The organism is Niabella soli DSM 19437, assembly GCF_000243115.2.
Lineage (GTDB): Bacteria > Bacteroidota > Bacteroidia > Chitinophagales > Chitinophagaceae > Niabella > Niabella soli.
The window spans coordinates 1644512-1658143 of record NZ_CP007035.1 but is presented as its reverse complement, the minus strand read 5'-3'; the positions used below and the strand labels follow the sequence as shown (position 1 = coordinate 1658143).

12 protein-coding genes are annotated in these 13632 nt (G+C 45.2%); 6 read left to right on the top strand and 6 right to left on the bottom strand.

Annotated features, from left to right (window positions below; all coding sequences use genetic code 11):
- Positions 1 to 352: 352 nt before the first annotated feature.
- The gene (gene ccsA / locus NIASO_RS07095; protein WP_008584858.1) at positions 353 to 2944 is read right to left on the bottom strand and encodes a cytochrome c biogenesis protein CcsA; all 2592 of its coding nucleotides are present in this window, start codon (positions 2942 to 2944) and stop codon (positions 353 to 355) included.
- Positions 2945 to 2950: 6 nt separating this feature from the next.
- A complete protein-coding gene (locus tag NIASO_RS07090; RefSeq protein WP_008584859.1) occupies positions 2951 to 3409 on the bottom strand; it encodes a cytochrome c maturation protein CcmE domain-containing protein in 459 nt (152 codons plus the stop codon).
- A gap of 272 nt (positions 3410 to 3681) precedes the next feature.
- Here NIASO_RS07090 and NIASO_RS07085 point away from each other — a divergent pair, with 272 nt between their 5' ends.
- The gene (locus tag NIASO_RS07085; RefSeq protein ID WP_008584863.1) at positions 3682 to 4029 is read left to right on the top strand and encodes a HesB/IscA family protein; all 348 of its coding nucleotides are present in this window, start codon (positions 3682 to 3684) and stop codon (positions 4027 to 4029) included.
- A gap of 9 nt (positions 4030 to 4038) precedes the next feature.
- Complete coding sequence (locus NIASO_RS07080; RefSeq protein ID WP_008584865.1) at positions 4039 to 4950, top strand: class I SAM-dependent methyltransferase; 912 nt, start codon at positions 4039 to 4041, stop codon at positions 4948 to 4950.
- Positions 4951 to 5398: 448 nt separating this feature from the next.
- Here NIASO_RS07080 and NIASO_RS07075 read toward each other — a convergent pair whose 3' ends face one another.
- Entirely contained in the window at positions 5399 to 6232 is an 834-nt protein-coding gene (locus NIASO_RS07075; RefSeq protein WP_157547209.1) for a glutaminyl-peptide cyclotransferase, read from the bottom strand.
- Positions 6233 to 6429: 197 nt separating this feature from the next.
- On the opposite strand from NIASO_RS07075, the gene NIASO_RS07070 reads away from it, so the two are divergent.
- The 4 genes from NIASO_RS07070 to NIASO_RS07055 all read left to right on the top strand — a co-directional run bounded on the left by NIASO_RS07070 (position 6430) and on the right by NIASO_RS07055 (position 10341).
- Positions 6430 to 6900, top strand: a complete 471-nt coding sequence (locus tag NIASO_RS07070; RefSeq protein WP_008584868.1) for an Lrp/AsnC family transcriptional regulator — start codon at positions 6430 to 6432, stop codon at positions 6898 to 6900.
- A gap of 4 nt (positions 6901 to 6904) precedes the next feature.
- Positions 6905 to 7885 carry an EamA family transporter gene (locus tag NIASO_RS07065; protein WP_008584870.1) on the top strand — a complete coding sequence of 327 codons (981 nt, stop codon included), beginning with the start codon at positions 6905 to 6907 and terminating at the stop codon, positions 7883 to 7885.
- 163 nt (positions 7886 to 8048) lie between these two features.
- Complete coding sequence (locus NIASO_RS07060; RefSeq protein WP_008584871.1) at positions 8049 to 9776, top strand: phospho-sugar mutase; 1728 nt, start codon at positions 8049 to 8051, stop codon at positions 9774 to 9776.
- A 172-nt stretch (positions 9777 to 9948) separates the two neighbouring features.
- Entirely contained in the window at positions 9949 to 10341 is a 393-nt protein-coding gene (locus NIASO_RS07055) for a GxxExxY protein (RefSeq protein ID WP_008584872.1), read from the top strand.
- A 161-nt stretch (positions 10342 to 10502) separates the two neighbouring features.
- Here the strand turns inward: NIASO_RS07055 and NIASO_RS07050 are convergent, their stop codons facing one another.
- From NIASO_RS07050 to pheT, 3 genes are read right to left on the bottom strand one after another with little or no spacing between them, the layout of a single operon-like run.
- On the bottom strand, positions 10503 to 10796 hold the full coding sequence (locus NIASO_RS07050) for a cell division protein ZapA (RefSeq protein ID WP_008584873.1): 294 nt from the start codon (positions 10794 to 10796) through the stop codon (positions 10503 to 10505).
- A 12-nt stretch (positions 10797 to 10808) separates the two neighbouring features.
- Positions 10809 to 11099 (bottom strand): hypothetical protein, encoded by a 291-nt coding sequence (locus NIASO_RS07045; protein ID WP_008584874.1) that lies wholly within the window; start codon positions 11097 to 11099, stop codon positions 10809 to 10811.
- Between the two features lie 16 nt (positions 11100 to 11115).
- Positions 11116 to 13542: a phenylalanine--tRNA ligase subunit beta gene (gene pheT, locus NIASO_RS07040; RefSeq protein WP_008584875.1), complete on the bottom strand. Its 2427-nt coding sequence runs from the start codon at positions 13540 to 13542 to the stop codon at positions 11116 to 11118.
- Positions 13543 to 13632 lie beyond the last annotated feature (90 nt).

Here is a 13632-nt window from a genome sequence, read left to right as displayed (position 1 = left end):
GAAGCTGTATCAAAAGTCGTTTTACGAAATGTCGTTCTGAACTTGTTTCAGGATCTATTAGTAACCATACGATACCGGATCATCCCGATGGCCATCGGGAGGTATGACAACGGAGACTTTTGATACAGCCTCATCATTGTTGCCCTGATAAATCCTTGCCGCTCCGGGTTATTGAATCTTTCAATAGAGATAAAAACTAGATCAACAACCGACTCTTTATAAGGGATATTATGACAATGACGCTATCCTGATTATGAATGGAAACGCGGCAAGACCTCAAACCTCAGGCGTCAAACATGAAACGATCGACCAGCAACTTGAATCCTGGAACCAGTAACCTGTAACTTTGAATTTAAGCACGTTTTAGCCGGTTTAATCGCAATCTCCTGATCATAGCGATCAATGTTCCCAGCACAGTTATAACCACGCCGCCCCAGAGCACATTGATATAGGGGAATTTATAAGCCTTCAGCGTTACATATTCCATTACATTGGATGATTCCTTCACCCCAATGCGGGCAACGCCATTGTTTACATCATTTAAGGTGAGCACCAGGCTTTGCGCCATCACCGTGTCCTGCGACTGGAACAGTGTTTGACCTTTACCTTTTATCGTCAGCAGATCGGATTGATAAGAAGGTCCGTTGATAGATTGTATTTTTAATGCGGCTGTATATCCCGTATCGGATTTGTCAAAGCCGGCAACAGGCAGGTTGTCCTTGCCGGCCAGTTTTTCCAGAACAATAAAGCCCCTGCTGTAATAAATAGTATCGCCGATCTTTTTTGAACTTTCAACAAACTGAGCGGTATCCTTATTTTTTTCAGGATCGGGTAATGCAGATACATAGGTGAACACATCATGATCCCAATAATGCCGTGCCGAAGGATTTGCCATCAACCCCTCGTTGCCTTTATAATTGATGAACGCATTCGGGTGCAGCGTAAAGCTATCTGTGGGCGATTTAAAATAGATCTTAAAATAAGTGAGGGCCTTTTTCGGATGGGCAGAATCACCTACATAGGTTACATCGTAGTCGCCCATTCTTGTGGGAACGCCTTTTACCAGCGTCAGGTTCTCGCCGGTCTTTTCCTTGCTGTTCTTTTCAAAAGGGATCGCAATGCCACTGGTGTTGAGCGAAAGGATCTCTTTTTTCCCTGAGGAAAGCAGGATGCCTACCAATACCAGCCCGAAACCAAAATGCGCAATAGAGGCGCCGCTGTTTTTGATGTTACCCTTCATCGCGGTAAGCATATAAGAAAGATTGGCAACAACGGCGAATACACCGGCCACAAGGGCGATCCAGATATTGATCAGGAAGCCCATCCCTTCCTTGTTATAACTGATCTTAACTACCAGCAGAATAAAGGCTGCTATCACAGCACTGATCAGGCCAGGGAGTGCAATTTTTTTAAAAAATATTTTTTGGGGAGTGGCTTTGTACCGGAAATATTGGGAGACTGCGGTCAAAATGCCGATGATGATGGCTACCAACACTTGTATCTGGTTATAAGCAAATTCATTATTCTCACCCGGGGCCGTATTTATTTTATAGAGTTTATTAAATACCGGCAACGAGGTTTGGAAGATAATGATCAGTGAAGAAAGAAATAAAACCAGGGAGCCGATAAACATCCAGAACTCACGGCTGCTGGCGCTTTCCTCTTTTTTAACCGCCGGCACCTGCTTGTTCATAAAAACAATAAAGGTGATGATTCCGCCGAGGATCACATACAACGGAAAGCCTGGAATAACATCGTTGAGAAAATACGTGCCTATCGAAAGCGCCGCTGTTATTGCGGCAATGATCCAGCGTTGTTTGTCTTTGGTGGCGGCAACAAGCGGCATCAGCCAAGCAAAAACCAGGAGGAACAGGAATAGCTGTCCGTTCATTCCAATATCTGCAAAAGCGTGTACGGAAGCATCTCCCAAAACACCGCTTTTGGTAAGGAAAGTGGAGTAGAGAATAAAGAGGAAGGAAAGTCCGAAGAATAAAAATGTGGAACGCAACGAGAAGCCCGTGTGCTTATAGATCAATAGCGTATGCACACCGGAAACCATCATCAGCCAGGGCACCAGCGAAGCGTTCTCTACGGGATCCCAGGCCCAGTAGCCGCCAAAGTTCAGCGACTCATAAGCCCATTTGGCGCCCATCATAATTCCCAGTCCCAATAGAGCTACTGAAAAAAGCGACCAGGGCAATACTTTATTGATCCATTCTTTTGTTTTGCCGGTCCACAGTGCCGCCATTGCATAGGCAAAGGGGAAAAGGGTGGAAGCGAACCCGAGGAACAATATGGGCGGGTGAATAGTCATCCAGTAGTTCTGCAGCAGCGGATTCAGATCGTTCCCGTCCTTGATCATCGTCATATAATCCGGGCGAATCGGATTGGCCGTATTGAATCCCACGTGCATCACTGGGGCGTTATCCAGCACACCGGATTCTCTTAATAAAACAAAGGGGTTCGATCCGATCTTGACATCAAAAATATAGATGCCCAGTATCATAGAGGCAAGGAAGAATTGGGCAAAGCTTACGATCATCATCACCGGCGCTTCCCATTCTTTGTCTCTTTTTATAACGATCAGTCCCAGTACACAATGCCAGAAGGTCCATAATAAAGTACTGCCTTCCTGGCCTTCCCAAAAAGCGCTTAAGATATATTTCAATTCCAGCGAACGGCTACTGTGCTGCCAGGCGTATTTATATTCAAACAGGTGATGATACAGAATATGAAAGAGCGTGGCGAAGATCACCAGCACCGAAAAAGCTTCAATAAAAAAAGAAATGCGGGCAATCTTCAGCCAGGATCTCCGTTCATCGGGGAGCTGGCTGCGGGTAACTTTGAGGTAACTGAAACTGGCAACGAACGACGCAACGAGCGACAGGATAATAAAAAAATGTCCCGCTTGTCCGGGCAGCAGGTTTTCGCCTATATAATTCATGCTGTTCTATTGTTTGATCGCAGCAGCAGGTTGCTGAGTAGTTGAATATGTGGTTGATTTAACATCGCCGGGTTGAGGGATGTGCTTGGATGCGTCCTGGTCTTTATATTTACTGGGGCATTTTGTCTGGATGCTCTGGCATTCAAATACGCCATTATCATATTTCCCTTTCATCACCAACCGCTCGCTCAATTCAAAATTCTCAGGTTTCGGATTATGATACACCACATTTACTTTTTGCCCCAGGCTGTCAACGGCAGTAAACGAAAGGTAATTCGGGTTTTTAACAGCATCATATTCCAGCGGCTCATTTTTATCCCATTTTGCCATCAGGTGCACAAATTTGCCGGGTTTTTCTTTTGCCGTGGCCACCGTATCGTAGGTTGTTGTTGTTTGTAAAAAACTTACCAGGACAGCGATTGCGGCCGCCACCAATACCAGCAAAACAATATGGATCTTCTTCATTACCGGAGTTTAAAATTTTTGCCCGCCTGAACCGAACGGGCAGGCAAAATTACGTCAAAAAATGGGATCTTTTACACTAACATTACAATTGTAAAAATGTTGCAGTAATGCTAAATAATATTTGTTGTTAGCTACTGAAACACTGAGGGCCTGAGGGTTATGATCAGATAAATGCGCTATTGAAGCCTCATATACGGTAAGGGGCACCTGTAAAAAGAGCTGTGTTTCAGTGCTTCTGTGGCAATTCATCATAAATTGATTAATTTTGCAAAATGGAAAATGTTGCAGTAACGGCACCGGTAGTTTTGACCAGTGGCGCCATTAAAGAGGTGAAAAGACTGATGAGCGCTCCGGATTTTGATCCGGAACAGTTTTTACGCGTAGGTGTAAAAGGAGGCGGATGTTCGGGGTTGAGCTACATGCTGGGATTTGACAAAAAAGAAGATAACGATAAATTTTTTGAGATAGAAGGGATTCCCTGTATTATCAATAAAGCGCATGAAATGTACCTGGCCGGGATGGAAATTGACTGGTCGGAAGGTTTGGATAACCGTGGATTCACTTTTGCTAACCCCAACGCTTCCAGCACCTGCGGATGCGGCACCAGTTTCGCTGTTTAAAATTCGCGCATGCCTACCATTCATTATTCGAACTGCCCGGTTTGTGGTTCCGGACAGCAGCATAGCGTTTTTAATGTAAAAGATTACACCGTAAGCGGCGAAGTGTTTGCTGTTGCCGAATGTGATCGTTGTAGCCTGCGGTTTACCCAGGATGTTCCGGACCAGGAGTCCATCGGTCCTTATTATAAATCGGAGGACTATATTTCTCATACTAATACCAGCAAGGGGATCATCAGTAAATTGTACCAGGCCGTTCGTACCCGCACGATGAAACAAAAGGCCGGGATCATAAAAAAATTTACCCGGGAAAAGACCGGGCATTTATTGGACCTGGGTTGTGGTACGGGCACTTTCTTAAACACAATGAGGGGGGAAAGCTGGCAGGTAGCAGGACTAGAGCCCGATGCTGATGCCCGCGCGATGGCTAAAACCCTTTACGGACTGGAGGTTGCCCCGGCACATGAACTGTACCAACAGCCGGAAAATTTTTATGATGCCATTACGCTGTGGCATGTGCTGGAGCATGTGCATGAACTGCAGGCATATGTGGCGCAACTGAGAAAGTGCTTAAAAACGGACGGGGTGTTATTCATTGCGGTGCCCAACTATACGAGTAAAGATGCAACAGCCTACCAGCAGTATTGGGCGGCATACGATGTGCCCCGGCATCTGTATCATTTTTCGCCAAAAGCGATGGAGACATTAATGGCAATGCATGGCTTGCAGATTGCAACGTACTTACCCATGTGGTTCGATAGTTTCTATGTAGATATGCTGAGCAGCAAATATAAATCCGGGAAAACCCAATACGTCAGTTCAGGCCTGCACGGACTTTCTTCAAACATTAACGCCATCGGCAATGCGAAAGCCTGCAGCTCTGTGATCTACGTGATCCAGTTATCGCCTGAGGCGATAGAATAATGAAGCGAGACTGCAAGTCTCGCTGAGCGGAGAGCGTATATAAAAAACGAAACCCACTGGTTTGAATTGCTTCAGGGACTAATAGGAATTAGACTGCACAGAGATAATGCTAATCATTGACAAATAGGAGCACAGAACAAGCCCATCTAAATTAGAAGGGGAGAGGCATTGCCTCGAAAAGATTTTTCAAAAACGGGTTTCAACCCGTTTAACGGGCTGCTCAGAAGGATGGAGAACCATAGGTTCGGCTCATAATACACGGTGCCGATGGCACTCCGCCGATCACTTCGTATACGTTGCTGCGCTAAAGTACGGCATTACAAAACAGAACGAGCCAATGGCCCTAAAATTTAGATGCGTTTAGCTTAAACAGGAGCATTCCTTTACGGATTGGATCACATTAATACTTTGTGCAACGAAAATCGACGACTTGTAGCCATGCTTTTCCCTAATTCCCAAACTGCACTTCGTACAATTCCGGCCATTTCTTGCCCGTAACGTAAATTTTCTTTGTATCCGGATCGTAAGCAATCCCATTGGGAACATCTGCGTCAGGATCAACTTGCTTGATGCGGTCCCAGATCTGTGTTATATCAATACGCCCAACCACCTGCCCGCTGGCGGGATCAATTTTGACAATGTAGGGTGTGGTGTAAATATTAGCGTAGACAAACCCGTCAATAAATTCCAGCTCATTAATGTTATTGATCAAATCGCCGTTCATGCTCACGGATTGGGTTCTCAGCAGTTGGAAGGTGTGCGGATCGTAAAAATACAGGTTACTGGTGACGCCATCACTCGCAATGAGTTCCTTCCCGTTATTGGTAAGGCCCCAGCCTTCGGTATTCAGCGGAAATTCCTTTATTTTTTTGAAATTCATGTCGTATACAAAAACCGTATGCTCGGTCCAGGTCAGCTGGTAGATCGTATCATTTAAAATGGTAATGCCCTCTCCAAAATACTTTTTACCAATGTCCAGCGCCTTCAGTGTTTTTCCCGTAGTTACATCCGTTTCCAGTAGCCGGGATAACTTGCTGCTCACCACACTGGAGTCATCACCACCGGTGCCTTCATACATTTTGCCTTTATAAACCAAAAGTCCCTGGGTGTAGGAGGTGGTATCGTGCGGGTAGGTCTTAATGATGGAGAACCCGATATTTTTTACCGCGTTCGCCTTAGGCGCATCCACCTCCGGTGTAGTGTTATCGTTATTGCCATTATTATTACAGGATGCTGCAAACGTTGCTGCAACGATAAGTGCAGAATAAAATCTTCTTGTCATATTTAAATAGGCGCCCATTGCGGCTGTGCAAAAATAAAAGAAACACTCAAAGTTTGATGCAACATAAAAAGGTTTAACAGATCCGCGGAGAAGGCGTATAGTGTCGGATGATTCAGAATTTTAAATCTTATTATACTTTATTTAAAGAATAATATTCTGTTTTTTGTTTTTATTCAGAATAATATTAAATTTGAGATATGAAGAAGCTGGAAATTAACTTGGATGAAACGGACTTGAGTATTCTGCGGCTGTTGCAGGAGGATGCCCGCATCACCAATGTAGCATTGGCCAATCAACTCAAAATGGCGCCGTCGGCGATGTTGGAACGGGTAAGGAAACTGGAGGAAAAAGGAGTGATCCGGGGCTATTCTGCGGCTATTGACCCGCTGACGATAGACAAGGAGCTGCTGGTCTTCATTTTTATAAAGACGAAAGACAGTTTTGCGAATGATAAATCGGCACGGGCGCTGGCGGCGATTCCTCAGGTGATGGAAGTACATCATATTGCAGGGGAGGATTGTTACCTGGTAAAAGCGCGGCTTTCGGGGCCATTGGAACTGATGGAGCTGAAGCGATCGAGATTCAGTAAAATATCCAATATCGTTTCCATGCGCACTACCATTGTATTGGAGACCGTAAAAGAATCTGCTCATATTTCAATTGAATAATAAAATGAATCAGCAAAAAGCTCCGTCCGCATTAATGGTCATACTGGCATTTGCGGCGGTATATATTATATGGGGATCAACCTACTTTTTTATCGAACGCGGGGTGAAATATATTCCACCGATGCTTTTAGGCGGATTACGTTTTGTGACAGCAGGCGTTATGATGCTGGTATGGGTGGCCGCTAAAGGCGAGCGGGTATGGAACCGGAAGGCGATCCTTCATTCGGTGATCAGCGGTATACTGATGTTATTTGTAGGCAACGGCGCCGTTATCTGGGCAGAACAATACCTGCATAGTTCCTTTGTTGCTATTTTCCTGGCTTCGGCCCCTATATGGTTCCTGGTTTTTGATAAGCCGAACTGGACGGAGAATTTTACCAACCGGTTTACCCTGCTTGGGGTGTTCATCGGGCTGTTGGGGGTGATCGCATTGTTCTATGAAAAGCTGACAAGCGATGGCAGTACGAATACTTTAGTGCCCATCCTGGCGATCTTTATCGGCAACATCGGTTGGGTGGTAGGTTCGCTGTATTCAAAATATAAGGTTAAAGGAGTATCCCCGTCCGTAAACTCGGCATGGCAGATCTTTTCGGCGGGCATCGTATTTTTTATAATCGGATTTGCCGACGGGAGTATTGAAAAAACAAACTGGGGCGCTATCCCCGGCGAAGCATGGGGTGCCTTAATTTACCTGATCATTATGGGGTCTATTGTCGGCTATAGCGCCTATGTGTTTTTGCTAAGCGCCCGGAGCGCGGCGCAGGTGAGCAGCTATGCATATGTAAATCCGTTGGTGGCGGTTTTACTGGGCGTTTTTATTAATGGGGATCATTTGACCCGGCTGCAACTGACCGGGCTGGCCATTATATTGGGAAGCGTGCTCTGTATCAACCTTGCCAAAAAGGAGCGCGAGAAGAAACAGGCACAGCGCCAGGAGCCCGAAGCGGATCGTATGCCGGTTTGTAAAGAGCTGGTCGATAACTGATGGATGATGTTCGATGTCTGATGTTTGATGTTTCACATTCAGCATCGGGCGTTCAGCATTGAGCGTTCCGCGTTAAGCATACCAATGGCTGTAAAAAAATCCCGTTAAATTTTCCGATTGGAAATTATTATAGGTATCTTCAGGCCTGTAAAAATTAACGATTATGGATAGTGCTATTCAGCAAAAAGTAGATCAGTGGTTGCAGGGCAATTATGATCCCGAAACAAAAGATACTATTAAACAACTGGAAAAAAACGACCCCAAACAATTGGAGGACGCTTTTTATCAGAACCTGGAATTCGGCACCGGCGGGCTGCGTGGGATTATGGGCGTGGGAACCAACCGGATGAACAAATATACCGTGGGCATGGCTACGCAGGGCTATGCCAATTATTTAATACAATCTTTTCCCGGTACAGAAGTGCGGGTAGCTATTGCACATGATAGCCGGAATAACAGTCGCTTTTTTGCGGAAACAACGGCCCATGTTTTTGCCGCTAATGGCATAAAAGTGTTCCTTTTTGAAGCGTTGCGGCCCACACCTGAGCTTTCGTTCGCCATCCGCACCTTGAAATGCCAGGGTGGCGTAGTGTGTACTGCTTCACACAATCCAAAAGAGTATAATGGCTACAAAGCTTACTGGAATGATGGCGGTCAGTTAGTGCCTCCGCATGATAAAAACGTGATCAAAGAAGTGGAAAAAATTGCATCAGTGGATGATGTAAAATGGACCGGCCAGGATGAGAATATTACCATTATCGGAAAAGATATAGATGAACAATATATTGAAATGGTAAAAGGCCTCAGCGTATTCCCGGAGGTAATCGAAAAGCAAAGTGATCTTAAAATTGTATACACGCCCATTCACGGAACGGGTATTACCCTGGTGCCACTGGTGCTGGAACGGTTCGGATTTAAGAATGTTACTATTGTAGAAGAACAAAAAACTCCGGACGGAAACTTTCCAACGGTGGAGTACCCCAATCCCGAGGAAAAGGAAACCATGAGTATTGGCTTGCAAAAAGCCAAGGCACTGGATGCGGATATTTTGCTGGGTACGGATCCGGATGCCGACCGGGTGGGTATCGGCGTTAAAAATAATCATGGCGAATGGGTGCTGATGAATGGCAATCAGACCGCCGTGCTTGCCTTTAACTATCTGCTGGAAGCAAGGAAAGAAAAAGGTATTGCGCAGGCGAATGATATGATCATTACTACTATTGTTACTACCGGCATGGCCGATGAGCTGGCAAAAGGATACGGGGTGAACTGCTATCGCGTACTAACCGGATTTAAATGGATCGCCGAGCTCATCCGCGAAAAAGAGGGAAAAGAAACCTATATCATAGGGGGGGAGGAAAGCTTTGGTTTGATGATAGGAGACAAGATCCGCGATAAGGATGCGGTGAGCGCGGTTGCCCTGCTTTGCGAAATGGCGGCTTATGAAAAAAACAAAGGCAAAACCCTGTTTGATAAATTGATAGAACTGTATATCAAATTCGGGTTCTATAAGGAAAAGCTGATCTCCATTACCAAAAAGGGAATGGACGGGCAACAGCAGATCGCTGCTATGATGCAGCAGTACCGGGACAATCTTCCCAAAGAAATTAATGGTTCTAAAGTGGTGCGGGTGCTGGATTATCAAAGCAGTAAATCCACCGACCCTCATACCGGGGAAGCTACAGACATCCTGTTGCCGAAATCAAACGTCCTGCAATTCCGGCTGGAAGACGGGAGCCTGATTTCAGCCCGCCCCAGTGGTACCGAACCTAAGATAAAATTCTATTTTAGCGTAAGGGAACAACTGAGCAGTGGGGCCGAATTTGATGCAACCGATAAAAAGCTGGATGCAAAAATAGATGGTATTATCGCGGCGATGCAGTTGCAGTAACTGGAAAAATTTAGACTACGGAGGCACAAAGCCACAAAAAAGAAGAGCTTGGCGGCAAAAAGGAGGCCACGAAGGCACTAAGGCACGAAGAGAAAAAACCTTAGTGTCTTCGTGTCTTATGGCAAAAAGGCACCGTGGCATCGCGGCACGAAGAATAGAAACCTTAGTAGGTATGCTATACAAAGACTTATCTGAAAAACAGGAGCAAATCGGTAGTGCTATTGTAAACGCCGCTTTTAAAATACATAAAGCACTGGGGCCTGGCCTGTTGGGAAAAATATATGAAATATGTATGGCGCACGAGCTTCGCAAGGCGGGATTTAAGGTAAGGAGGCAGGTTGACGTTCCTATAGAATACGATGGCATCCAATTTGACGAAGGTCTGCGATTAGATTTATTGGTAGACGATTTTGTTGTAGTAGAGATAAAATCCGTTGAACTGGTTAATCCTGTATGGGAAGCTCAAATTATCAGCCATTTAAAATTGACAGGGCTGGAACTTGGGTATCTTATTAACTTTAACATTCCCCTGATTAAAAAGGGTATAAGAAGATTCAGGAATTAGCTGAACAGGCAAAAAATAGGCCACGAAGGCACTACGGCACGAAGAGTAAAAAGTCCTTAGTGCCCATGTGTCTTAGTGACAAAATAAAAAATAGACCACAAAGGCACTATGGCATTAAGAGTAAAAATCTTAGTGTCTTCGTGTCTTAGTGGCAAAAATACTTATTCCCCCAGCTCACTATCGAGTATGGCTTCCAACTGCTTCAGTTTACCCATGACGGCTTCCGTGTCAATAGAAGAAACGCCTTCAGCCTTAAACTCGGTAGCAAACCATATCAATACCATGGACACATAGTCCTGCATATCTTTTCCCGGGAACATTTTTTTAAACTCCATCACTTTATCATTGATGATCTTGATGGAGTGCCGGACGGTTTCTTCATCTGCAGGCTCTACTCTTATACGGAAATGCCTGTCGGCAATCATTATATTGGCGGGTATCAGGTTGTCGGACATAATTTTTTTTAATTATACACTCAATAACGCAATGCATTTATCAATCTCTTTCAGGTAGGTATTGATTCTTTTCTCAAAAGCCTTTCGCTCAGTCGGATTCATTTCGCTGTTGCCGTAGCGGGCAATATCCAGTTGTTGCTGCATGGCTTCCATATTTGTCTGCGCATTGGCTGCGGCTGTTTTTTGCTCTTCCAGGGCTTCTTTTAACAGGCTGTTCTCTTTTTCGATGGCGGCATTCCTGCGGCAAAGCTGTATCAATTTTTCCTGGATCTGTTTGATCTTTTCTTCAATTACCTGACTCATGAACAAATTTTTATTGCTATTTTCTGATTTCTACCTGCAAATCTCTCTCCAAACTTTGCATGACCTTTTTCATCCAGCTATCAATTTCATTATCCGTCAATGTTTTTTCTTCATCCTGGAAGATGAAATTAATAGCGAATGATTTTTTATCGGCCCCCAGCTTGTCGCTTATAAAAACGTCGAAAAGCTGTAAGGATTGTAATTTTTTCAGATTTAATTTTTGAATGACTGCTTCAACTGATTGATAGGGCAGCTCCCGGGGAACGATCATGGCGATATCCCGCTGCACGGCGGGAAAACGGGAGAGCGGTTTAAATTGTGTGTTATTCCTGAGCGCCAGTTTGCGCAACGCATCCCAATTCAGATCTGCAAAAAACACCTCTTGTTTAATTCCAAAACGGTTTAATAATTGCTGGTCCACGGCACCGATAGTTCCGAGTGTTACCTGTCCGGATCTGATCTCAAGACCATACCCCAGGTTGGTGTCCTGCGATTCATCATAGCGCAGTGACGTAATATCCAGGAGAGCGAGCGATTGATCCACAAGCCCTTTTAATGCAAAAAAATCATACTTGATTGCAGGCTGTTTCCAGTTCTGGGTTTGCTGCTGCCCGGTCAGGTAAATACACAAATGCTCCGGTTCTTCAAATTTTCCTTTTTCATTGAAAATGTATGTTTTACCAAATTCAAATAATTTTAAATTATCGTTCTTTCGGTTCAAATTGTGCACCACTATCTCCAACCCTGTTTCCAACATATTGGGGCGCATGATGTTGAGTTCCGTGCTCAGGCTATTTTTCATCTTAACCACGGTATGCATTTCATTTTCAGCATAATACGCACTATTTGTTATGGAATTGGTCAGGATCTCATTATGCCCGGAGCCGGCTAAAAAGGAGGATATTTTATTTTTAATTAATTCTGCTTCAATATTTTCATCAACTGAAGGTGTTATTTTAATAGATGTAGGTATTTCCACATTGTCCAGCCCGTCGATCCGCAACAGTTCTTCCACCACATCTGCCGGCAGGGTTACATCCGGTTTATGATAGGGAACGGTGATCAGCAGGGAATCTATATCATCCTTTTCTATTTCAAAACCCAATGATTCCAGAATGGTTTTTACCGTTTCGGGGTGGTAGTTCTTGCCGCTGAGTTTCTTCAAATAATGATATTTGAGAAGGATCTCTTTTTTTGGCTGCGGATCGGGGTAAAGATCATAAATGTCTGAAGAGAGCTTGCCGCCGCAAATTTCAAGGATCAACGCCGCGGCGCGTTTTAGAACAGTAACGGTGGCGGAGCTATCGGTACCTTTTTCAAAACGGGTGGCGGCATCGGTTCTGAGCCCATGCCGGAAAGAGGTTTTACGGATGGTGGTTGGATCAAAATAAGCGCTTTCCAAAAATATGTTTTTCGTACTGTCGCTTACGCCACTTTCCAGTCCGCCAAAAACACCGCCAATGCACATGCCGCCTTCCGCATCGCAGATCATGATGTCTTCTGCGCTCAGTTTGCGTTCCTTCCCATCCAGGGTAATAAAAGGAGTGCCCTCCGGAAGATTTTTTACGATCACTTGTTGCCCGCGGATCTTATCCGCATCAAACGCGTGCAACGGTTGCCCGGTTTCATGTTGGATAAAATTGGTGATATCTACTATATTGCTTATGGGTTTCAGTCCAATAGCTTTTAGTTTGTGCTGCAACCATTTAGGGGAGGGGGCGATGCGAATCGCTTCAATACAAATGCCGCTATACCGGGGACAGGCCTTGTCGTTTTCAATGGAAACCGTCAAAGGGGCTTTCCCTTTTGGAATAGTAAGGTTATTGGTAACCGGCAGCCGGGGCGCTACTGTCTTTTTATCATGATGGCTCAGGTACGCGCAAACATCGCGGGCCACGCCCCAATGGCTCATGGCGTCCATCCGGTTGGGGGTAAGACCGATTTCTATGATCGTATCTGAATAGTTCTGAAAATATTCTGCCGCCGGGGTGCCGGGTTTTACCTCCGCAGGCAATATCATGATCCCCGCATGCGATGTGCCCAGGCCGATCTCGTCCTCCGCGCAGATCATTCCCTGGCTTTCTTCGCCCCGTATTTTTGCCAGCTTCATCGTCAGCGGGTCGCCGTTGGTGGGGTAAATGGTAGCCCCCACCGGTGCTACCACTACTTTTTGACCGGCGGCAACATTAGGCGCGCCGCAAACAATGTTCAGGGGCGCATCGCCGCCAATGTTTACCCTGGTAAGCTTTAATTTGTCCGCGTTCGGGTGTGGCTGCGTTTCCAGCACTTCACCAATAACCAGCCCTTTGAGGCCGCCTTTTATTTCTTCATAGTCGTGCAGGGCCTCTACTTCAAGGCCAATGGAGGTCAGTATTACGCTTAATCTGTTAATGTTAACGGGTTCCGGCAGGTATTCACTCAGCCACTTATAGGATATTGTCATTTATTATTTAATATTAAACCAATAGGAGCTGCGAATATACAATTTTGCACGGCAGGATGAAAAACCTGTCAACAGGCTATTTGTCCAAAG

Excerpts from the sequence above, each read along its gene's own strand:
- NIASO_RS07060 (WP_008584871.1), top strand. The coding sequence starts at position 8,049 with ATGGATAGTGCTATTCAGCAAAAAGTAGATCAGTGGTTGCAGGGCAAT.
- NIASO_RS07070 (WP_008584868.1), top strand. The coding sequence starts at position 6,430 with ATGAAGAAGCTGGAAATTAACTTGGATGAAACGGACTTGAGTATTCTG.
- NIASO_RS07080 (WP_008584865.1), top strand. The coding sequence starts at position 4,039 with ATGCCTACCATTCATTATTCGAACTGCCCGGTTTGTGGTTCCGGACAG.
- NIASO_RS07085 (WP_008584863.1), top strand. The coding sequence starts at position 3,682 with ATGGAAAATGTTGCAGTAACGGCACCGGTAGTTTTGACCAGTGGCGCC.
- pheT (WP_008584875.1), bottom strand. The coding sequence starts at position 13,542 with ATGACAATATCCTATAAGTGGCTGAGTGAATACCTGCCGGAACCCGTT.
- NIASO_RS07050 (WP_008584873.1), bottom strand. The coding sequence starts at position 10,796 with ATGTCCGACAACCTGATACCCGCCAATATAATGATTGCCGACAGGCAT.
- NIASO_RS07045 (WP_008584874.1), bottom strand. The coding sequence starts at position 11,099 with ATGAGTCAGGTAATTGAAGAAAAGATCAAACAGATCCAGGAAAAATTG.
- NIASO_RS07055 (WP_008584872.1), top strand. The coding sequence starts at position 9,949 with ATGCTATACAAAGACTTATCTGAAAAACAGGAGCAAATCGGTAGTGCT.
- NIASO_RS07065 (WP_008584870.1), top strand. The coding sequence starts at position 6,905 with ATGAATCAGCAAAAAGCTCCGTCCGCATTAATGGTCATACTGGCATTT.
- NIASO_RS07090 (WP_008584859.1), bottom strand. The coding sequence starts at position 3,409 with ATGAAGAAGATCCATATTGTTTTGCTGGTATTGGTGGCGGCCGCAATC.
- ccsA (WP_008584858.1), bottom strand. The coding sequence starts at position 2,944 with ATGAATTATATAGGCGAAAACCTGCTGCCCGGACAAGCGGGACATTTT.
- NIASO_RS07075 (WP_157547209.1), bottom strand. The coding sequence starts at position 6,232 with ATGACAAGAAGATTTTATTCTGCACTTATCGTTGCAGCAACGTTTGCA.